The following is a 20,985-nucleotide window of genomic DNA, read 5'->3' as shown; positions in this document are numbered from 1 at the left end:
ATAACTGTGTGCTTGCATTTTGATGACCAATATCCAGATGTTGTCTTTCGATCATAACAGGCTATCAGCGTGACTAAGAAGTTTCTGCCACTGCTAATACTGGTTGATAGTTTTTTACATAATCTTCAAATGCTTTTATTCCCATCGGTTTTCCGAACAGGTATCCCTGATAATCATGGCAGCCATTATGTGACAAGAACTGCCGCTGATTTTCTGTTTCTACACCTTCTGCGATCACTACCAGTCCCAGCGTATCGGCAAGTGCAATAATCATTTTAGCGATCGCAGCATCGTTTTGGTCGATCAACATATCTCTGACAAATGCCTGATCAATTTTCAACTGATCCAGTGGCAGACGTTTTAGATACGATAATGAAGAATATCCAGTGCCAAAATCGTCTAACGAAAATCCTACTCCCTTGTTTTTTAGCGCATGCATTTTTTCAATAATATCCTTTACATTATTGACCAGCATGCTTTCGGTTAATTCTAGTTTCAGCTTATGTGGATTGGCACCGCTATCGGCGATCAGTGATAACAGGTTTTCTACAAAATTTGTCTGATGAAACTGAAGGGCGCTGACATTGACAGCCATCGTCAAATGAGCCGTAGCAGGATGCTGCGCCCACGTTGCCAGTTGTTGGCAGGCTGTTTTTAAAACCCAATGACCAAGTGGAAGTATCAACCCAGTTTCTTCGGATAAGGGAATGAATTCTGAAGGGGGAATCATGCCGCGTGATGGATATGGCCAGCGCAACAGCGCTTCTGCGCCGGTCAGATGTTGGCCGTCTTCGGAGAGTTGGGGCTGATAATGTAGTTCAAACTGCGTTTTATGAATGGCATCCCGTATGGCACTTTCCATTGCCACCCGCGCAGTTACCGCAAGTTGCATTTTGGGATCAAAAAAACGTATTGTATTGCGGCCAGCATCTTTGGCCTGATACATCGCCAGATCCGCCTGTTTCAGAATTTCATCGACGCTTTCTTGATGACCGCCAAATAAGCTCACCCCGATGCTGACTGTAGAATGAAAATCGATGGTTTTTTGCTGATCAGATCCGGCATTCATTACAAATTGAAATGGATGATCCAGTGCAGCCCGGAGTTTTTCAGCCGCTATTTTTACCTGATTGACGGTGTCGCTGCCAGCTTCGAAATTTTCTAGCATCACGACAAATTCGTCACCACCCAGTCGCGCCACCGTGTCGCTTTGTCGCACGGATGTCTTTAAACGTTCAGCGACCTTGATCAGTAGGCAATCGCCGACATCATGTCCCATGGTATCGTTTAGCGTCTTGAAGTTGTCCAGATCCAGAAACATCACGGCACCGCCATGCGGATGCCTTCCGCTGCTGCTGAGTGCGTGTCCCAAGCGCTCGAGTAGCAGTCGGCGATTGGGCAGTTGGGTCAGTGGATCGAAGAAAGCAAGCTGATGTAATTGATCTTCTGCTGCTTTGCGGGCGGAGATGTCGATGTCAATATTCACATAATGCGTGACAACACCATCATCGCCAGAAACCGCCGAAATAGTCAGCCAGTTCGGATAAATTTCGCCATTTTTGCGCTTGTCCCAGACTTCACCTTGCCACCGCCCAGTGCTTTCTATACAGGCTTCCATCTCCGCATAAAAAGTGTCTGTATGTCGCCCGGATTGCAGTATCTTGGCAGTTCTTCCAATAGCATCTTCCGGGGCATAACCAGTATTGTTGGTGAACGCTTGATTCACGCGCAGAATGATCCCGTTTTTGTCGGTAATCATCATGCCTTGCTGTGATTCAAACGCAATCGCTGCAATTCTTAATTGCGTTTCGTTTTCCCGTAACTTGTCTTCAGATTTTTGCAATGCTTCAAATGGCGCACGTATGCTGGTGGCGAACGTTGCCATATATAACAAGGTGTAGGCGACCAGTTTATAGGTATGGCCAAAGATATTTTGGAAATCTGAAGGCGTGACATAGGCCGTGAAAGCAATTTCGCCAACCCCCATTAAAAAGCTGGAGAGTGCCAGAAGATAATACCGGCTCTGCCTGTTTTTTTCGCCACGCTGCCACAGCAGAAACGCAACCAGGATATTCATCGCACATAGCAGGTATTCGAAGTTAGCCTTGAACTGTGTGACTCCCTGGCCTTCGATAAACGTGACGGGTAGCACATCAATATGGTAGGACCCCATAAAAATAAGGACTCCGGAGGTCAGCATACCGGTACATAACCAGAACAGACGCGGCAAGGGTATTTTCCATCCCATAGCAACGACTGCCATCGTCAATACCTCAAATGTCCGTCCCATCAACCAGAAAAAAATTGCCCTTGGCGTGCTGCTGTGTTCCAGAAATGCTGGCATACCTGCATAGGTCAGTGCATGCAGCAAATCGCAGGTTCCGACAATCAGAAAGCCACAGATCAGTATTTTTGAATAGCGCGCTTCAGCCATGTCAAAGGTATGCCATGACAAAGTCACGACTAGCATCGCAATGATGATGGCAAACATTTCCATCAACAAATGGATTGCCAGCATGCTGGTTTTTCCACCGGTCAGATACGTTAGCGGTGGGAGTGCCATAGTGGCAATTAGCAACAGAACCCCCAGTACTCCGAAGATCAGTACCCTGAGTCTTAATGTGTGAGCGGATGTGCTGGCAATGCTCATTGTGTGCTTATCGGCCCTGTTTGAAGTGATATAGCTGAGTCTGATCCACAGATGTTTTAATGTTCTGATGTGTCACAAAAAAATAGCAAAAACGCGCGGGAGTGTGCTGAAATTGTAACCTGTTGTTGATTGCCTCACCAGTAAGATAGCGCCGTAGATATTGTCATAAGCCAATTTTCTATCGATTTACAACAATGCGAACGAGTTCAATGTGAGGCTGTTGAGGATGATGTGGGTAGCGATGATGATTTTATCTATTTTTTAGCAAACTCTGCGCCCTGTAAGAAGAGGCACAGCAATCATGTGATGACCTTTTTGATCGGTACTTCATCATGAATTTTTTGAAGAAAAACGCGGAGGATAGGGAAGAAAATAGGGGGGAGAGAGTATCGGGCAGGTTGGGGCAATATCTGAATGTTGTTTGTTCCAACCCGCACGATGAGCTGATTACATCAGGATAATGTCGTATTGTTCTTGATGAAACACATTTTCGACTTGTAACGAAATTGGCTTGCCGATGAAGTCGCCTAGCATCGCAAGATGTTGGGATTCTTCTTCCAGAAACATATCGACCACGACTTGTGATGCCATGATACGGAATTCTCGTGGGTTGAACTGTTTTGCTTCACGAAGTAGCTCACGTAAAATTTCATAGCAGATGGTTCGGGCAGTTTTTACTTGTCCTTTACCACTGCATGCAGGGCAGGTTTCGCATAGCACATGCGCCAGTGATTCGCGTGTTCGCTTACGCGTGACTTCGACCAGTCCGAGTGCTGAGAATCCAGAGATGGAAAGCTTTGTCCGGTCGCGTGACAGGGCTTTGTTCAGCTCTGCCAATACGGCGGTTTTATGTTCTTCATTCTCCATATCAATAATATCGAGAATAATGATGCCACCGAGGTTACGCAAACGTAGCTGCCTCGCAATTGCATGCGCTGCTTCGAGGTTGGTTTTGAAGATCGTATCGTCAAAATTACGGCCTGCAACAAAACTGCCGGTGTTGACGTCGATGGTTGTCATGGCTTCTGTCTGGTCAACGATCAGGTATCCACCAGATTTCAGATCTACCCTGCGGCCAAGAGCCCGCTCTATTTCTTCTTCTACGCCATGCAGATCGAATAAAGGACGTTCGCCTGTGTAATGCTGCAACTTGGGCAGGACTGAGGGCATGTAACGGGTCGCAAATTCCAACAACATCAGATAGTTTTCGCGTGAATCGACTTGAATATTGATCGTCTCTTCATTGACGAAGTCACGCAATACGCGTTGTGCCAGATTCAGATCCTGATATAGCAAGGTGGTCGGTGGCTGTGTCTTCGCTAATTGTGTAATGGTGGCCCAGGTGCGACGCAGATAATCGACGTCAGCTTTTAAATCTTCGTCAGAGGCGTCTTCTGCCATCGTTCTTACAATGAATCCGCCTTTTTCATCGGCTTGTTGCAGACTTTGAACTTTACTTCGCAGAGCTTCGCGTTCTGCTTCATTTTCGATTTTTTGCGAAATACCGATGTGAGTATCCTGCGGGAGAAAAACCAGCATGCGACCCGCGATGGATATCTGTGTTGACAGGCGTGCTCCCTTGGTACCGATGGGATCTTTGACTACCTGTACGGTAATTGCCTGGCCATCGAATAAAAGCTTTTCTATCGGAGTTAAGGGGGCGGAGGTATTGTTGCCACTTTCTTGTGGGCGGGCATCCCAGATATCGGCGACATGCAAAAATGCGGCACGTTCCAGACCGATGTCGATAAATGCCGATTGCATTCCGGGTAGTACCCGTACCACTTTACCCAGATAAATATTACCGACGAGGCCGCGCGATAAGGTGCGCTCTATGTGCAGTTCCTGAACTGCACCTTGAAAAATCAGGGCTACGCGTGTTTCTTGTGGAGTGATATTGATGAGGAGATTTTCGCTCATGGACTTCAGATGTTAAGGGATAAAAATTCCAGCCTGACGTAACAGTTGGCAAGTTTCAAACAACGGCAGACCCATGATGCCAGAATAACTGCCACTGATGTGGGAAATAAAGCGTGCTGCTGCTCCTTGTATGCCATAGCCACCGGCTTTATCGTAGGGTTCACTGCTATCGCAGTAGGCTTTCATTTGTGCCTGATCCAGCCGGTCAAAAGTGACTTCCGATTTCTGAGTGATCGTGTGCAGGCCGTCGGCGTGCCTTACTGCAAGACTGGTTAGGACCTGATGAGTGCGGCCTGTGAGCAGACTGAGCATGTGCATGGCTTGCTGATGGTCTGCTGGTTTGCCTAATATTTGCTGATCAATGATGACGGAAGTATCTGCTGAGAGTATCGGCCTGGCAGGTAATTTCCGCATTTGCATGATGTTCCATGCCATATCGGCTTTCTCCTGCGTGACACGACTGACATAGGCTTCTGGCAATTCATCAGGGAGTACGATTTCGGACACGTCAGGGCCACGAGGAGCTGCATCTCTGAGCAGTATCAGGTCGAACTGGATGTTGATCTGATGTAGTAATTCTCTGCGTCGTGGGCTTTTTGAGGCCAGATAGATTTTATTTTCGGTAAGCATAAATATAAAAATGAGGACTTACGCAAAATGATCCATGCAAAGCATGGCGATCAAGGCAGTACGGGCTTCGGCATTTGTAGAACCGGGAGTCATAACCTCGCTAAGGTGGTTTTGCGTAAGTTCTGAAAATAAATGACGGGGATGACATTCATACCGTCTCATACCCGATGATAAGGGTGGTTTTGCGTGATTGACCATGCACGATAAAGTTGTTCCGCTAGTAAAACGCGTACCATTCCATGAGGTAATGTCAGACTGGAGATACGGATCAGCATATCTGCTTTTGCTTTGAATTCTGCATCCAGGCCATCTGCTCCGCCGATGATAAATACGACATCCCGTCCATCTTGTTGCCATTGCGTGAGGTTCTGTGACAGAGCGATGCTGGTCCAGTCTTTACCTCGCTCATCAAGTGCAATGATTCTGGCATTTTTGGGGATGACAGCTTCAATTTTTGTCCGCTCCAGCGCCATGACTGTTTCGGCAGTCTTACTCCCTGAACGTTCGATAGGCTTGATTTCTTTCAGGTGAATACGGCATTCGGGTGGCATACGTTTAGCGTATTCATGAAAACCGGTTTCTATCCAGTCCGGCATTTTATGTCCGACTGCTGCGATGATTAATTGCATGATGATTTGATAAAAAAAGAAGAAAACAAAATCGCAAAAAATACTGACATTCTGGCGAGATGCGTCAAATGAAACAAATGGCTGCACCAGGCAGCCATTGATACTTCATCGTTTGACGTCGTTTGTTGCAATACGTCGTAATTTACTATTTTTACAGCAATTTTATTCTGCAGCTTTTTTGCGGGTTGTCGTGCGCTTTTCAGCTGCCTGTTTGGCAGATGCAGTCGCTGTTTTGGTAGCAGCAACCTTGACACGACCACCGGTAGGAATTTTTGCAGCTTTTACCGTCGTTCCATCTGCCGTTTTGCGAGCAGCTGGTTTGCGGGTTGGTGTTGAGTCAGTATCGCTGGTGACTTTGGTTGTTCTTGGTTTACGAGCTGGTTTTTTCTCGTCTTCCAGCGTCGTTTGAATTGCCATCATGTCATACGTGACTTCCAGAGGTGCTGCTTTACCAGCCGTTTTACGTGGCGCACGCTTTGGCTTTTCTTCTGTTTCAGGTTCGGATGCTGTGCGCTTTGATACACGTTTTTCCGCGCCAAGCTTGATTGGTTTATCACCCCAGAGTTCTTCCAGGCGATAGTATGCGCGAATCGCAGGTTGCATGATATGCACCACCATATCACCCAGATCGACCAGCACCCATTCACCAGTTCCTTCACCTTCCATGCTGACGATATTGCCGCCGTTTTCTTTTACTTTGTCACGAACCGATGCTGCTAACGCTTTTGTCTGGCGATTTGATGTACCGGAGGCAACCAGCACACGGTCAAACAGACTGGTCAGATGCGTCGTGTCAAATAGCTGTATATCTTGCGCCTTGACGTCTTCAAGAGCGTCTACGACCAAGCTTTGTAATTTTTTGATATCCATTATTTTAATAAATTGTATGTTGTTGTAAGTAGTCTAGCACTTTGTGAGGGACTAGCAATTGAGTTGTCGGGTTATGTTTCTTTAATTCTGAACGCAGTTGGGTAGAGGACACATCTTGCGCCAGGTTTCTTTCCATACAGGTTCCACCCTGAGGTCTGGTACGCATTTCTTGTATGCTGATCGAATGCGTATGCCACATTGCCGCTACTTCCGGTGCAACGTGGTCCAGATTGAAACCCGGACGTGCCGCAGCAAACAGATGTGCCACGTCCAGTAACTGTTGCCATTCACGCCATGTATGTAAATTTTGCAACTGATCTGCACCCATCGCAAATACGACAGATACTTGTGGTCCCACTTCGTGCCGTAACTGACGCAAACTCTCTATGGTGTAGCTTGCTTGCTGGTTATCTGCCCGTTGTATTTCCTGCAGATCAATGGAAACATGGCAAGCAGACCAGTTTTCAAATGCTAATTCCAGCATCCGAACTCTTTGCTCTGATGTAGCCGTCAGAGCGGATTTTTGCCACGGTTGCCCTGTTGGAATAATTCTTAACTCATCTGGTTGCAACAGGTGAGTCGCGCATTGTGCCAGAGCTAAATGGCCGACGTGCACAGGATCAAAACTGCCTCCCAGCACGAGTACACAGCGAGATGAGATAGTTTCTATACCCATTCCTTGTGTACCAGAAATTCTGTTGCCAGCGCGGCTTCTGGCGTATCCGCTTGCGGCTGCCAGTTGTAGCGCCATTTGACGATAGGCGGCATGGACATCAGTATGGATTCGGTGCGGCCCCCTGATTGCAATCCAAAATGCGTTCCCCGATCAAATACGAGATTAAATTCAACATAGCGTCCGCGCCGATATGCCTGAAAATCCCGTTCTCGTTCACTATAGGCCAGTGTTGCGCGTTTTGTAAGCACCGGAAGATAGGCTGGAACGAAGGCATTACCAACTGATTGTGTTAGTGCAAAGCTATGCTCAAAACTGATTTCATTAAAGTCGTCGTAAAAAATACCGCCGACGCCACGGGCTTCCTGACGATGTTTGAGATAGAAATACTCGTCACACCATTTTTTGAAACGTGAATGCAGTTCCGAACCGAAAGGTGTCACTGCATTTTTACAAGTCTGATGAAAATGACGTGCATCCTCTTCAAATCCGTAATAAGGCGTCAGATCCATGCCGCCACCGAACCACCAAACCGCTTCTTTGCCTTCTGCATGGGTTGTGAAAAAACGCACATTCATATGCACTGTCGGTGCGTATGGATTACGTGGATGCAATACCAGCGAGACACCCATGGCTTCCCATTGACGGCCAGCCAGTTCCGGACGGCTGGCGGCAGCTGATGGCGGAAGGTGACTGCCCATCACATGAGAAAAATTCACACCACCGCGTTCGAAAATATGACCTTCTTCTATGACGCGCGAGGTGCCGCCTCCACCTTCAGGCCGCTCCCAGCTATCGGTCAGAAATTGTTTGCCATCGACTTCTTCCAGAGCCGCAACGATGCTTGCCTGCAAAGACAAAAGATAATTTTTTACGGCCTGAGTATCTGTCATACGTTTATCTTCTTCAAAAAGCAAGACGGGCTGGACAGTGTCCAACCCATCTGGATTTACGCAGGAGACGTGCTCCTGTTCAGCGTATTAATGTTTGCGATTCAGTGCACGCCAACCAATATCCCGACGATATTGGGCGCCGTCAAAATGAATTTTCTCAATGGTTTCGTATGCATGTTTCTGCGCCAGTTTGACGGTATCGCCCAAACCCACTACGCATAATACACGTCCGCCATTGGAGTTCAGTGTTTTCTCATTCAGCGTAGTGCCAGCGTGGAAAGTAACGCAATCTGGAGTTTCTGCTGGAATGCCTGTGATTTTGTCGCCTTTGCGAGGTGCATCCGGGTAGCCAGCGGCCGCCATCACGACACCCATTGCAGTGCGTCTGTCCCATTCCAGTTCAACTGTATCGAGTGTGCCGTTGACTGCGTGCTCCATTACGTTGACCAGATCGGTTTTCAAGCGAGCCATGATAGGCTGGGTTTCCGGATCGCCCATGCGGCAATTGAATTCGAGAGTCTTCGGATTGCCTTGGTCATCAATCATCAAACCTGCATACAGGAAGCCGGTAAATACGATGCCGTCTTTTGCCATGCCTTGTACAGTCGGAATGATGATTTCACGCATGACACGTGCATGCAATTGCGGCGTCACGATAGGCGCCGGAGAATAGGCTCCCATGCCGCCGGTGTTTGGACCTTCGTCGTTATCCAACAGGCGTTTGTGATCCTGACTGGTAGCCAGCGGCAAAATGTTTTTGCCATCTACCATCACGATGAAACTGGCTTCTTCTCCTGCCAAAAACTCTTCAATGACGACACGTGCACCGGCATCGCCGAGTTTATTATCAGACAGCATCATATCTACTGCATCATGCGCTTCTTGCAGGGACATAGCGACGACTACCCCTTTGCCAGCAGCCAGGCCATCTGCTTTGATCACAATCGGCGCACCTTTGGTATCAATATAAGCATGTGCTGATTGCAGATCCGCAAACGTCTGATATTCAGCCGTAGGAATAGCATGCCGATGCATAAATGCTTTGGCAAAATCTTTGGAGCTTTCTAATTGCGCTGCTTCTTTAGTCGGACCAAAAATTTTCAGATCACGATCACGGAATACATTCACGATACCAGCGGCCAGAGGAACTTCCGGGCCGACAACGGTCAGTCCGATATGTTCTTGCACAGCAAAATCCGCCAATGCAACAGGGTCAGTAATATCAATATTTTTTAAGCGACTATCCAGTGCAGTACCGCCATTGCCTGGAGCGACAAAAATGGTTTGTACGCGCTCAGATTGTGCGAGTTTCCAAGCAAGTGCGTGTTCACGGCCACCGGAGCCGACAACGAGTATTTTCATTTTTATTCTTCAATGATGGCGTTGGTATAAACTTCCTGGACATCGTCCAGATTCTCAAGTGCGTCCAGCAATTTCTGCATTTTAATGGCGTCGTCACCAGTAAAGACGGTTTCTGTTGCTGGTTTCATCGTTACTTCGGCCACTTCTGGCTTAAAGCCGGCCGCTTCCAATGTAGCGCGGATGTCAGACAGGCTGAATGGCGCGCATAAAACCTCAATGCCACCTTCTTCATCGGTCACGACATCATCGGCACCCGCTTCCAGGGCAGCTTCCATGAGCGCGTCTTCATTCGTTCCGGGAGCAAAAAACATTTGTCCGCAGTGTTTAAACATAAACGCCACGGATCCTTCTGTACCCATATTGCCGCCAAATTTGTTGAACGCATGGCGAACCTCAGCCACGGTACGGACACGGTTGTCTGTCATGCAATCAACGATCAGCGCTGCACCGCCAATGCCATAGCCTTCATAACGAACTTCTTCATAGCTTGCGCCTTCCAGTGTGCCCGCACCGCGTTGAATAGCGCGAATGACGTTTTCTTTGGGCATATTGGCATCAGCCGACTTATCTACCGCCAGGCGTAGTCGCGGATTGGCATTGATATCTTCTCCACCCATGCGGGCTGCCACGGTGATTTCTTTGATGAGACGGGTCCAGATCTTGCCGCGCTTTGCATCAGTCGCGGCTTTCTTGTGCTTGATATTGGCCCATTTACTATGTCCTGCCATGATCGTTCTTTCCTGAATTGGCAATAGCTCACCCGTGGGCGGCACATTTGCCTAGCTTGGTTTTATAATGAAGACCAGTATTTTACCATATTGGCTTAGCCACTTTTTCTCAAATCACTCGTCTATATCATGTCAAAACCTCTGCTGATTGCCAAAAACTCCGACCTTGAGCTATTTCTGTTGTCTGACTGGGCAAATCGTCATGGCTGTATTACTGGTGCGACGGGTACAGGTAAAACCGTCACCTTGCAGGTCATGGCGCAGGCTTTTTCTGAGGCGGGCGTTCCAGTTTTTATGGCGGATATTAAGGGTGACTTGTCAGGTCTGGCGAAAAGTGGTTCCCCTACGCCTAAAATCCAGCAGCGTATTAATACGCTGGGTTTGACTGAGCCAGTTTGGAATGCTTGTCCAGTTACATTCTGGGATGTATTTGGCAAGCAGGGGCATCCGGTACGTGCGACGGTGTCAGATCTTGGCCCGTTGTTATTAGGTCGGATGCTGAATCTGAATGATACGCAAGAAGGGGTCTTGCAGCTGGCATTTAAAATTGCCGATGATCATGGCCTCCTGCTGCTCGATGCCAAGGACTTGCGCGCGATGTTGCAGTATCTGGGAGACAATGCGTCCGAATTCCAAACCGAGTACGGGAATATTTCAGCAGCGAGTATCGGTGCGATTCAGCGTGGTTTGCTGGCAATTGCAGAGCAGGGCGGAGAGCAATTTTTTGGCGAACCCATGCTGAATCTGGATGACATGATGCAGACGGATATTCATGGACATGGTTATGTCAATATTCTTGCCGCAGATCAGTTATTGCAGTCGCCACGTTTATATTCGACATTTTTATTATGGATGTTGTCGGAACTTTATGAGCATTTGCCTGAAGTGGGTGATCTGGATCAACCTAAGATGGTGTTTTTCTTTGATGAAGCGCATCTGCTGTTTGATGAGGCTCCCAAAGCCTTGTTACAAAAAATCGAACAAGTCGTGCGTTTGATCCGCTCTAAAGGTGTTGGTATTTATTTCGTCACACAAAATCCGCTGGATATACCAGACACTGTTCTTGGTCAATTGGGGAATCGTGTTCAACATGCGCTGAGAGCCTATACACCGCGTGATCAGAAGGCGGTACAGGCTGCAGCCGAGACTTTCCGCCCAAACCCTGCTCTGGATACCGCGCAGGTGATTGGTGAGCTTGCCGTCGGAGAGGCGCTGGTGTCATTTCTTGACGATAAAGGTCGCCCTAATATCGTGCAGCGTGCTTTTATCATTCCACCCGCTTCCCAAATCGGGCCGGTTGATGTTGCAGAAAGGCAGCAAATGTTGGCTTCCTCGATTGTGGCAGGTGTCTATGAAAAAACGATTGATCGCGAATCTGCATACGAGAAGCTCAAAGGCCGTGTTGTTGCAAATACCTCTGGCCAGACTGACAGTCGGGCTAACCGAAATGTAAATCCGGCGATATCTGTACCTGACGCAGTGGCTAGCCCGGATAGTAATGCTTGGGGGAATGCATCGCCAGTGCCGGCATCTATCCCGTCAATCCCATCAAATACTGCAAGGCAAACAACAGAACCTCGTACACCAGAAGCGAGCGACACAGTTAACAGCAATGGTGTTACGGAGTCTCTGAAAAACGTTTTTGGCAATCTGTTAGGAGGTACTGGCGGTATCCGGCGTAGGGATAATGTTGTCGAAACGATGGTGAAGTCTGCAGTACGCACTATTGGTTCTCAGGTGGGGCGCGAGATTATTCGGGGAGTGCTGGGTTCTATCATGAAAAAATAATGTTCGGGTCGTCGAGCATGCACCTTGGTTTTGGCGATGGATATTGTTTTAGCAGGGCTGGTAATGGGGTTCTGTCGCCACATTCATATCGCTAATATCCATCAGTCACAGGACTTACGCGAAATGTCCGCGCAACGTATACGGACGAAGGCAATGTGGGGTTTATGGGACTTATGCAATAAGGAGCCATCATGCCCCGAGGTGGTTTAGCGTAAGGCCTGAGTATTTGCATTATTCATTTTACTACCTTGACTACCTTGTGAACCGCAGACATGATCGCAGTACTTACATCGTTTGCATTGCTGACAATCATATCAATTGTTGCGATAGCTTTTGTGTTTTAACCAGTACGCCCTATCAGGCAGCTTGTTGAGACAAGCGTCGAAAAATTGAGCCAATATCATTCTGGTTCGAAGCCTGAGCGGTTAATGTTGCTGCTTCAGATTGTCCGGCCATAGCATCGTTGGCTGGTATTGTTGTAATTATTTCCTTTGGCGAGGAGATTTCTCCATTTAAGATTCGTTTCGGTCTGGGGACGGCTTGTTGGTAGTGTTCTCGCGGTGTAAACATGATGTTCTTTTTGCATGAGCTGGTGATGTAAGCAGTGTAGGAGGTTCTGCATTGTAAAAATGTTACGCAAAGTCAAATTTAACGGCTTATAACATGTAATTTCGTCAAATATTGTTATTTATTTGCTATGTAGAAATGAAAAATCTTAAACGGGCGTTAATAAACATTTTTTGTAATTTTTTTTTTGCGATTAATAAGCTTGCCCGATGCCAACTTTTAACTGGCGCTACAATCTTGAACATGCATACAAAACACACACTTCCCTATGCCAGACGGCAATATCTATATGGACTTGCAATAGCGATTGCCGGTGCCATTCTATTTTCAACCAAGGCGATCGTTGCCAAGCTCATCTATCGGTATAACGTTGATGCGGTAACACTCATTACGTTCCGCATGGCATTTTCTCTACCTATCTTTGCTTCTGTTGCGGTATGGCAAATGCGTGCAGCTTCAGTGCTGAGTAATGCAGACCGGTGGCGTTTGATTGTCCTTGGATTGATGGGGTATTACCTTTCTTCATTCCTGGATTTTTTAGGGTTGCAATACATCACTGCTGGACTGGAGCGGTTGATTCTTTTTCTGACTCCTTCATTTGTTTTGCTGATGTCCGCTTTTTTTCTGAAGCGCAAAGTCAGCTTGCTGGAATGGGCCGCGCTGACGGTCTCTTACCTTGGGATTGTGCTGGTGTTCCTGCATGATCTGCAATTTGGCGGTGCCAATGTGCTGTTGGGGTCAGCGCTGGTGCTGGGAGCGGCTGTTTCGTATGCGATTTATTTGATTCAGTCCGGACAATTAGTGCAGCGTCTTGGTTCTTTGCGCCTTGTATCGTATGCCATGTGTGTTTCCAGTGCCGCGTGTATCGGGCAGTTTTTCGTCTTGCGTCCTGCAGCCATGCTGATACAACCAGCACCCGTCTATTGGTTATCGATCATTAATGCCCTATTTTGCACCGTGCTACCTGTATTTATGACGATGATCGCAGTACAGCGTATTGGTGCTGCCACCGCATCGCAAGCAGGTATGATAGGGCCAGTGTCGACCTTGTTTTTAGGGGCATTCTTTCTGGCGGAGCCGATTACTGCGTGGCAATTGGCTGGTACAGCGTTAGTGATGGGCGGGATGTATTTATTGTCGATGAAAAAAACTTAGGGGATGAAGATGGTCAAAGCAATCAGAATGCATCGTATTGGCGGTCCTGAAGTCATGGAGTATGTCGATGTTGAATTGGCGCAGCCGGGTCCTGGTGAGGTATTGGTACGTCATAAAGCTTGTGGCTTGAATTTTATTGATGTGTATTTTCGTACAGGCTTATATCCACAGCCTTTACCAGCCGGTTTGGGGATGGAAGGTGCTGGTATTGTCGAGGTGGTGGGTGAGGGTGTTGATGTCGTTCGTGTCGGCGACCGTGTTGCATACGCCGGACGTCCTGTAGGCGCTTATGCCGAGGCGCGCATTATGCCTGTAGATAATCTGGTGTGTTTGCCAGACAGTATTGATTTTGACACCGCCGCAGCGATGATGTTGCAAGGATTGACTGTGCAATATTTGTTTCACCGTACTTTCCCATTGAAAGGCGGAGAAACCATCTTGTTTCATGCTGCAGCAGGAGGTGTGGGTTTGATCGCCTGTCAGTGGGCACGTGCTATTGGCGTCAATATGATAGGTACCGTTGGCTCCGACGAGAAAGGCGAGTTAGCTAAAGCCCACGGTTGTGCGCATGTGATTAATTACAACAAAGAAAATTTTGTTCAGCGAGTTCGCGAAATTACTGATGGAAAAGGCGTGCCAGTAGTCTATGATTCTATTGGTAAAGATACATTTATCGGTTCCCTTGATTGTTTGTCTCCACTAGGCATGATGGTAAGTTTTGGTAATGCTTCGGGACCTGTGCCAGCATTCACTTTGAATGAACTGGCCTCCCGTGGTTCTTTGTTTATCACGCGCCCCAGTTTAATGAGTCACACTGCAAAACGGGCAGATCTTGAGCAGATGGCAGCGCACTTATTCTCGATGGTGGAAAGCGGTAAAGTGAAAATTGATATACGCCAACGCTATCCACTCAGCGAGGTCGCTCAAGCGCACAGGGATCTGGAGTCAAGAAAAACCACGGGATCTACCTTACTTATTCCATAATCATTCCCTAACGTAGAAAAATATTATATGAAGTCATCTATGCCTCCGGAATCGCAAGTCAAACCTGAAGAGGGAAGTCCTAAATTCGGACGTTTACTGATCGTATTGTTGATGGCGGTGATGTTGGTCGTGCTCATCACCGTTGCGTCGGAGGCGTATTACACCAACTGATGACCAAGCAATGCTCCAGCAACATTTCTGTATCGCGACGATTGTCTAGCTTACTGACCACATTGAACAATGGATACCATTCCGTTAAATACGCCCAAAAAAAGTGAATTTTCCAATTCCAGTCGCCTTCTCATATTGCAGGCGCTTGTGCCGACGGCCACCAATCTGGTGTCGTCGCAACTGGAGGCGTTTGCCGGGCGATTGACCGAAGCTTTGTACAAAATTTCAGATCAGACTATACGTCCAGAGGAAGCTGCTTGTAGTTTTCAGGCATATCAACTGCTGAAGCGCAATGGCACCACATTTTATCGTCTGGTTGCATCGCAAATTAATGCTGTGCTGGCGAAAGAGGTCAGTGTTTTTAATACGCGGAAAAATACTCAGTCCAAACCAGAAAGACAAGACTTTTCTCTCGTCACTTTTGAGGAAATGGAAAACAAAGTACTGACCAGTAATCTGAGTCAGGCGCTGGAGGTCAATAACGCAGAACAATTGGTCGCACTGAATATCCGTATTGGTCATGTCTTGCGGCGTACGCCGATTGCAGTATCTCAGAATCCGTTTCGTCCCGATTTATTTGTGACTGCTGTTATACAGGCGTGGAATGAGTTTGAGTCGGGCAAGGAGTCCCAGCACTTAATCTTGCGCCTGATGCAGCCAGAGTTGTTTTTGCAATTGGGTAGTATTTATCAGGGACTCAACGATGCGCTGGTTGAGCGAGGAATCGTGGTCGATATAGTGCAAGCACAGCGTCAGAACCAGAAGGCGAATACCTTTTCTCGTAACGATGATATTTCTGGTCGCGATCCTTATCTTGAGTCGAAACTGAGAAATATTTTCTCTGCGCAGCCTACGGCTACTAAAAACGGCTTTCTCGGTATGGCATCTTCACCCGCCAGAGATGAATTGTCCGCGGCGACAATGGCTGGTAACGATCATTACGCACCACTGACCTACCAGTCTGGCGATGCGCCCAATATGGTCATGATAGACCGTCATTTTTTTGATTACCTGACTGGTCTGCAGAAACAGCTTCATGACCCAGCTCAGGCTGCGAGTGCCGGACATTTACGACAATTATCAGAGCATGCGCCGACAGATGGGCTCACGCACATTGATCAGAACACTATTGAGCTGCTGGCCAGAATTTTTGATTATGTATTCAGTGACCCAAGTATTCCTGCAGACATCAAAGGTCTGATAGGGCAATTACAGATACCAACGCTGAAAGTAGCTCTGCTGGACAAGGATTTCTTTTTCAAGGAAACACACCCGGCCAGAGTGCTGATTGATACCCTGGCAAAATCCAGCATGTTGCTCAATACAGAGTCGGCCAGCGAAGACCCCTTGTATCAAATGATAGAAGGCATCGTTGAACGGGTGCAGCAAGATTTTGATCAGCAGATTGAGTTGTTCTCCGATGTTGTTGCTGATCTTGAGGCGTTTCTGAAAGAAGAGGAAGAGCAGACCGCGCATGCTATCAGCGAGCCTGTTGCCCAGGCATTGAAGCAGGAAAAAATGCGTCTTGCCAGGGAATTTGCTGAAAATGATGTAGCCATACGTGTCGAAACAGGCGAAGTTGCCGGATTTTTGGAGACATTTCTACGTGAGCAATGGATACGCATTCTGACGATTGCTCACAACGTGAAAGAAGAAAAGCCGAATGCGCTGGAAAACGCATTGCGGACAATGGATGATCTGATCTGGAGCCTGAAGCCCAAAAACAGTGCCGAAGAACGCAAGGAGTTGGTCAGCAAGTTACCCGCAATGTTGTCGTTGCTGAATGCCTGGCTGAATGCCATCAAATGGGATGAGCCTGATCGCGTACTGTTTTTTTCAAAATTAGCAGAACGCCATGCTGCGATTGCCAGAGCGCCGTTGGAACTATCACCACGCCGTCAACTGGAGATTGCTGTCAATATTGCCCAGCGCGCCAGCGAGCGACGCCTGAACCGGCATGCACAGGACCAGATTGATCAGCCTGTAGATGAGTGGGTGCAGATGGTGGACAATATGGAGCGTGGGGTGTGGCTGGATTTTACAACGGCCAATGGCGTCACCACGCGTTTTAAACTGGCTTGGGTGAGCCCTAAGCGTACCCGATATATTTTCACCAATCGTCAAGGTCATGACGCATTTTCGATTTCGAGTGAAGAGCTGATACAAAAATTCAGGCAAGGTATTGCGGTGCAACTGTCGGCAGAATCTGTGGTGGATCGCGCTCTGGTTGAGGCTTTGCGCGACCCGCCTGCCGAATAGCCTGACTATTTTTCCAGCGGTAATTCTATCTTGACCGTGCTGCCGCTTTTCCCCGGCAGTGCCTTCAGTGCGCTGTCGATCAGATAAGGCATGTAAAGCGATATTTCAGGATTCATCTGTTCTGAGCTAACTTTGAGGTCAGCGAGTTTTTTGCCTGATGCCAACTCTGCCATATCGATTTGTAACTGGTGTAAATAATAGCTGTGCACGTTGAGCTCTGACATTCGCATCATGTAGGGTGCACCTGCATAACGGGGATAATAGAAACCACGGTTGAAGTGAACGCGCCAGAATGGGTCATATATCGGCGAACCCCATAGCGGATTGTCGTACTGAACCTCATTTAACATCGTTGCATACTGAAAGCTGACTTTGATGGCGGCGGGATGTGTGCTGTCAGCCTCTTGCATACCGGCAGCATCCAGTTTTGAACGTAGTTGTTCTTCATATACTTTATATTCCAGATTGTTTTCCTGAGCAGGCAAACGCTCAACAATATACGTTTGGTTTTTCGGTAATCCCGAGGTCAGGTCATGAAAAATACTGACCTGACTACTGAATGTAGTGGCGCATCCGCTCAGAAATATCAGCGTTGCCACACTCGTGATAACCCCGGTAAGAATTTTTTTCATTTTGCTACCCCTGATGTCAATCATCAAATCATATCCATGATCAGAGACATGTGTATTGAAATATGTAGCGATTAATGTTGCTATTTGTAACGATGTTTTTGGCGCAGAGCAAGTTTCAAGCGTGTCACGCGAAAATAAGCCAACAGCGAGAGCATCATATTAAAATAGGCGTATCTACCAAATAATCTCTTGTAAATCGCCACTATCTCGTATGAGCTTATACCGGCTCTTCTTCGACTTGGTAAAATGACGTACTTTGCAAACGCAACAATTGTTTGCCCTCTTATCCATCCGAGAGACATGAAGCCCATGCGAACTGATAACGCAAATACTCCCCAAACTATTTTTCGTAAAGACTATGTTGCCCCCGGATTTTGGGTCGATACGGTCGAGATGGGTTTTGATCTGGATTTGAAATCCACACACGTCGCCACTCGTATGACGATGCGCCGGAATCATGAAAGCAGCGAGAAAGAATTGGTACTGTTCGGTGAATCGCTGAAATTATTGCAATTGCGTATGAATGGTATTGATCTGAAAAAATCAGATTACGTCATTGATGGCGAAATTCTGCGCATTGCCAATGCCCCTGATGAGCTTGTGCTAGAAATTGAAACTCGCATTAAACCGCTGAAAAACACCTCATTGTCAGGTTTGTACGCATCTAATGGCAATTTTATTACCCAATGTGAGGCAGAGGGTTTTAGAAAAATCACCTGGTTTCCAGATCGCCCGGATGTCATGGCTAAATATACAGTCATGTTGCGTGCGGACAAGAAAAAATTTCCTGTTTTGCTCAGCAACGGCAATCTGATTGATGAAGGCGATCTGGGTGATGGTCGCCATTTCGCCAAATGGGAAGACCCGTTCAAAAAGCCTTCCTATTTGTTTGCGCTCGTCGCAGGTAAGCTGGTGTGTCAGGAGGAGCAATATCGCCTGAAGTCTGGTCGCGAAGTGCTGCTGCAGGTCTGGGTGGAAAAAGGCAATCTAGACAAAACCCAGCATGCAATGGATTCGTTAAAAAACAGTATCCGTTGGGATGAAGATCGCTTTGGTCTGGAACTTGATCTGGACCGCTTCATGATCGTTGCCACCAGTGATTTTAATATGGGAGCGATGGAAAACAAGGGATTGAATATTTTCAACACCAAGTTTGTCCTCGCCAACCCGAGCCTTGCGACTGATATTGACTATGCCGGAATCGAATCGGTGGTCGGCCACGAGTATTTCCATAATTGGACCGGTAATCGTATTACTTGCCGGGATTGGTTCCAGTTATCGCTCAAGGAAGGATTGACCGTATTCCGCGATCAGGAATTTTCGGCTGATCTGGTCGGAACTGCGACGGGGCGTGCAGTAAAGCGTATTGAAGATGTGCGCTTATTGCGTCAGGTGCAGTTCTCAGAAGATGCCGGACCAATGGCGCACCCTGTGCGCCCTGACTCCTTTGTCGAAATTAATAATTTTTATACGGTGACGATCTATGAAAAAGGATCGGAAGTCGTGCGGATGTATTACACCTTGCTCGGACACGATGGTTTCCGTAAAGGGATGGATTTATACTTTGAACGACATGATGGTCAGGCGGTCGAATGTGACGATTTCCGTCGCGCAATGGCTGATTCCAGTGGACGTGACCTGACTCAGTTTGAACGCTGGTATAGCCAGGCAGGTACGCCGCGTGTGCAGGTGCAAACCACTTATGATGCCGCACAACAAACCTATGACATTCAGTTGACGCAGTCATGTCCGGCGACTCCGGGGCAGGCCGAGAAATTACCTTTCCATATTCCGGTAGCGATGGGATTGCTTGGGTCTGACGGACAGGATATTCCTTTGTATTCCGAAACGTATCCGACGAATGCAGGACAGACCAATCTGGTGTTGGAACTGACGGAAGTTGCTCAGACTTTCCGTTTTACGGGCGTTGCAACGAAGCCCGTGCCGTCGTTATTGCGTAATTTCTCTGCACCAGTCGTGCTGGAAATTGATTACACCGATGAAGAATTGGGTTTATTGCTGGCGAACGACAGTGATCCATTCAATCGCTGGGAAGCAGGTCAGCGACTGATGATGCGCCGACTGGTCAAACTGACAAAAGCAGTGCAGTCTGGTGAGCCACTCGAACTCGATACCATGCTGATCGAAGCCCTGCGTGCAACGCTGAATAACCAGCATCTCGATCCTTCATTCCGCGAACTGGTGTTAACTTTGCCGTCAGAAGCCATGATTGCCGAAGAGTTTGCGGTAGTTGATCCACAGGCGATTCATACCGCCCGCCAGTTTGTCCGCGCCACTCTGAGCCGCTATCTGCGAACTGACCTATTTCAGGCGTATGAGCATAATCTGACGCCAGGGCAGTACAGTCCCGATGCGCAATCCATGGCAAAACGTGGCCTCAAGAATCTGGCCTTGTCCTATTTGCTTGAGTCCTCAGATGAGCAGACTTTCTCTTTGGCTAAAGCACAATTTGACGAAGCAGAAAATATGACAGACAGGCTTGCTGCGCTGACGGCTTTAAGCAATTTCAGTGGCACCGAAGAGCAGCAGGCGGTGGCGTTGAAAGCTTTGCACAAGTTTTACAAGAAGTTCAAAAAAGAAGCATTGGTCATCGACAAGTGGTTTATGTTGCAGGCAACAGCACGGACAACCGATGTTGCAACAGTACGTGAACTGATGACGCATCCGGCATTTACGTTAAGCAACCCGAACCGTGCGCGTAGCCTGGCGTTTAATTTCTGCAATGCCAATCCTGCACGTTTCCATGCTGCAGACGGCAGCGGATATCTATTGTGGGCTGAACTGGTGATTGCGTTGAACAAAATAAACCCACAAGTAGCCGCACGCCTGGCGCGCAGCCTTGATCGCTGGAAGAAATACCCTGAGAGTTTGCAGATACCAATGAAAGCTGCGTTAGCAAAAGTGGCTGACACCCAAAAACTCTCAAAAGATGTGCTGGAAGTGGTGAGTAAAGCTTTGGCATCCTGATTAAAACCAACAGGATTAAGGCAAAACAGTCCTGGCGGCATGATGGCTTCTTGTTGTAAAGGTTTTGTATCAGCTACGTACAAGCC

Annotated in this window: 16 protein-coding genes; 6 read left to right on the top strand and 10 right to left on the bottom strand. The window is 47.7% G+C overall.

Annotated features, from left to right (window positions below; translation table 11 throughout):
* Positions 1 to 73 precede the first annotated feature (73 nt).
* The 9 genes from ACO0LB_RS08385 to ACO0LB_RS08345 form a co-directional block, all read right to left on the bottom strand.
* Positions 74 to 2,650, bottom strand: a complete 2,577-nt coding sequence (locus tag ACO0LB_RS08385; protein ID WP_423048382.1) for a bifunctional diguanylate cyclase/phosphodiesterase — start codon at positions 2,648 to 2,650, stop codon at positions 74 to 76.
* Positions 2,651 to 3,097: 447 nt separating this feature from the next.
* Positions 3,098 to 4,570, bottom strand: a complete 1,473-nt coding sequence (gene rng / locus ACO0LB_RS08380) for a ribonuclease G (protein WP_423048381.1) — start codon at positions 4,568 to 4,570, stop codon at positions 3,098 to 3,100.
* Between the two features lie 12 nt (positions 4,571 to 4,582).
* On the bottom strand, positions 4,583 to 5,200 hold the full coding sequence (locus ACO0LB_RS08375; RefSeq protein WP_423048380.1) for a Maf family protein: 618 nt from the start codon (positions 5,198 to 5,200) through the stop codon (positions 4,583 to 4,585).
* A 158-nt stretch (positions 5,201 to 5,358) separates the two neighbouring features.
* Positions 5,359 to 5,829: a 23S rRNA (pseudouridine(1915)-N(3))-methyltransferase RlmH gene (gene rlmH / locus ACO0LB_RS08370; RefSeq protein WP_423048379.1), complete on the bottom strand. Its 471-nt coding sequence runs from the start codon at positions 5,827 to 5,829 to the stop codon at positions 5,359 to 5,361.
* Positions 5,830 to 5,991: 162 nt separating this feature from the next.
* Complete coding sequence (gene rsfS, locus ACO0LB_RS08365; RefSeq protein ID WP_423048378.1) at positions 5,992 to 6,699, bottom strand: ribosome silencing factor; 708 nt, start codon at positions 6,697 to 6,699, stop codon at positions 5,992 to 5,994.
* 4 nt (positions 6,700 to 6,703) lie between these two features.
* On the bottom strand, positions 6,704 to 7,375 hold the full coding sequence (gene nadD, locus ACO0LB_RS08360; RefSeq protein WP_423048377.1) for a nicotinate (nicotinamide) nucleotide adenylyltransferase: 672 nt from the start codon (positions 7,373 to 7,375) through the stop codon (positions 6,704 to 6,706).
* The gene (gene hemF, locus ACO0LB_RS08355; protein WP_423048376.1) at positions 7,366 to 8,265 is read right to left on the bottom strand and encodes an oxygen-dependent coproporphyrinogen oxidase; all 900 of its coding nucleotides are present in this window, start codon (positions 8,263 to 8,265) and stop codon (positions 7,366 to 7,368) included. Before hemF ends, nadD begins: the two co-directional genes overlap by 10 nt.
* 87 nt (positions 8,266 to 8,352) lie before the next feature.
* On the bottom strand, positions 8,353 to 9,627 hold the full coding sequence (gene purD, locus ACO0LB_RS08350) for a phosphoribosylamine--glycine ligase (RefSeq protein ID WP_423048375.1): 1,275 nt from the start codon (positions 9,625 to 9,627) through the stop codon (positions 8,353 to 8,355).
* A 2-nt stretch (positions 9,628 to 9,629) separates the two neighbouring features.
* Positions 9,630 to 10,355, bottom strand: coding sequence for a YebC/PmpR family DNA-binding transcriptional regulator (locus tag ACO0LB_RS08345; RefSeq protein ID WP_423048374.1), 726 nt, complete (start codon positions 10,353 to 10,355; stop codon positions 9,630 to 9,632).
* A 129-nt stretch (positions 10,356 to 10,484) separates the two neighbouring features.
* Here ACO0LB_RS08345 and ACO0LB_RS08340 point away from each other — a divergent pair, with 129 nt between their 5' ends.
* The 5 genes from ACO0LB_RS08340 to ACO0LB_RS08320 all read left to right on the top strand — a co-directional run bounded on the left by ACO0LB_RS08340 (position 10,485) and on the right by ACO0LB_RS08320 (position 17,279).
* Complete coding sequence (locus ACO0LB_RS08340) at positions 10,485 to 12,143, top strand: helicase HerA-like C-terminal domain-containing protein (RefSeq protein ID WP_423048373.1); 1,659 nt, start codon at positions 10,485 to 10,487, stop codon at positions 12,141 to 12,143.
* An 810-nt stretch (positions 12,144 to 12,953) separates the two neighbouring features.
* Entirely contained in the window at positions 12,954 to 13,865 is a 912-nt protein-coding gene (locus ACO0LB_RS08335; RefSeq protein ID WP_423048371.1) for a DMT family transporter, read from the top strand.
* A gap of 9 nt (positions 13,866 to 13,874) precedes the next feature.
* Positions 13,875 to 14,849, top strand: a complete 975-nt coding sequence (locus ACO0LB_RS08330; RefSeq protein WP_423048370.1) for a quinone oxidoreductase family protein — start codon at positions 13,875 to 13,877, stop codon at positions 14,847 to 14,849.
* Positions 14,850 to 14,876: 27 nt separating this feature from the next.
* Positions 14,877 to 15,020: a hypothetical protein gene (locus ACO0LB_RS08325; RefSeq protein WP_423048368.1), complete on the top strand. Its 144-nt coding sequence runs from the start codon at positions 14,877 to 14,879 to the stop codon at positions 15,018 to 15,020.
* A gap of 69 nt (positions 15,021 to 15,089) precedes the next feature.
* Positions 15,090 to 17,279, top strand: coding sequence for a DUF1631 family protein (locus tag ACO0LB_RS08320; RefSeq protein ID WP_423048366.1), 2,190 nt, complete (start codon positions 15,090 to 15,092; stop codon positions 17,277 to 17,279).
* Between the two features lie 5 nt (positions 17,280 to 17,284).
* On the opposite strand, the gene ACO0LB_RS08315 is transcribed toward ACO0LB_RS08320, so the two are convergent.
* Positions 17,285 to 17,911, bottom strand: a complete 627-nt coding sequence (locus tag ACO0LB_RS08315; protein ID WP_423048364.1) for a DUF4136 domain-containing protein — start codon at positions 17,909 to 17,911, stop codon at positions 17,285 to 17,287.
* A gap of 342 nt (positions 17,912 to 18,253) precedes the next feature.
* Between ACO0LB_RS08315 and pepN the strand changes: the two genes are divergently transcribed.
* Positions 18,254 to 20,899, top strand: a complete 2,646-nt coding sequence (gene pepN / locus ACO0LB_RS08310; RefSeq protein ID WP_423048405.1) for an aminopeptidase N — start codon at positions 18,254 to 18,256, stop codon at positions 20,897 to 20,899.
* Positions 20,900 to 20,985: the final 86 nt, after the last annotated feature.

The organism is Undibacterium sp. SXout7W (genome assembly GCF_049339385.1).
Lineage (GTDB): Bacteria > Pseudomonadota > Gammaproteobacteria > Burkholderiales > Burkholderiaceae_D > Undibacterium.
This window is presented reverse-complemented; position numbering and strand designations above follow the sequence as displayed.

Bases quoted from the DNA above. Each gene is read 5' to 3' on its own strand.
- ACO0LB_RS08385 (WP_423048382.1), bottom strand. From the start codon at position 2,650: ATGAGCATTGCCAGCACATCCGCTCACACATTAAGACTCAGGGTACTG.
- rng (WP_423048381.1), bottom strand. From the start codon at position 4,570: ATGAGCGAAAATCTCCTCATCAATATCACTCCACAAGAAACACGCGTA.
- ACO0LB_RS08375 (WP_423048380.1), bottom strand. From the start codon at position 5,200: ATGCTTACCGAAAATAAAATCTATCTGGCCTCAAAAAGCCCACGACGC.
- rlmH (WP_423048379.1), bottom strand. From the start codon at position 5,829: ATGCAATTAATCATCGCAGCAGTCGGACATAAAATGCCGGACTGGATA.
- rsfS (WP_423048378.1), bottom strand. From the start codon at position 6,699: ATGGATATCAAAAAATTACAAAGCTTGGTCGTAGACGCTCTTGAAGAC.
- nadD (WP_423048377.1), bottom strand. From the start codon at position 7,375: ATGGGTATAGAAACTATCTCATCTCGCTGTGTACTCGTGCTGGGAGGC.
- hemF (WP_423048376.1), bottom strand. From the start codon at position 8,265: ATGACAGATACTCAGGCCGTAAAAAATTATCTTTTGTCTTTGCAGGCA.
- purD (WP_423048375.1), bottom strand. From the start codon at position 9,627: ATGAAAATACTCGTTGTCGGCTCCGGTGGCCGTGAACACGCACTTGCT.
- ACO0LB_RS08345 (WP_423048374.1), bottom strand. From the start codon at position 10,355: ATGGCAGGACATAGTAAATGGGCCAATATCAAGCACAAGAAAGCCGCG.
- ACO0LB_RS08340 (WP_423048373.1), top strand. From the start codon at position 10,485: ATGTCAAAACCTCTGCTGATTGCCAAAAACTCCGACCTTGAGCTATTT.
- ACO0LB_RS08335 (WP_423048371.1), top strand. From the start codon at position 12,954: ATGCATACAAAACACACACTTCCCTATGCCAGACGGCAATATCTATAT.
- ACO0LB_RS08330 (WP_423048370.1), top strand. From the start codon at position 13,875: ATGGTCAAAGCAATCAGAATGCATCGTATTGGCGGTCCTGAAGTCATG.
- ACO0LB_RS08325 (WP_423048368.1), top strand. From the start codon at position 14,877: ATGAAGTCATCTATGCCTCCGGAATCGCAAGTCAAACCTGAAGAGGGA.
- ACO0LB_RS08320 (WP_423048366.1), top strand. From the start codon at position 15,090: ATGGATACCATTCCGTTAAATACGCCCAAAAAAAGTGAATTTTCCAAT.
- ACO0LB_RS08315 (WP_423048364.1), bottom strand. From the start codon at position 17,911: ATGAAAAAAATTCTTACCGGGGTTATCACGAGTGTGGCAACGCTGATA.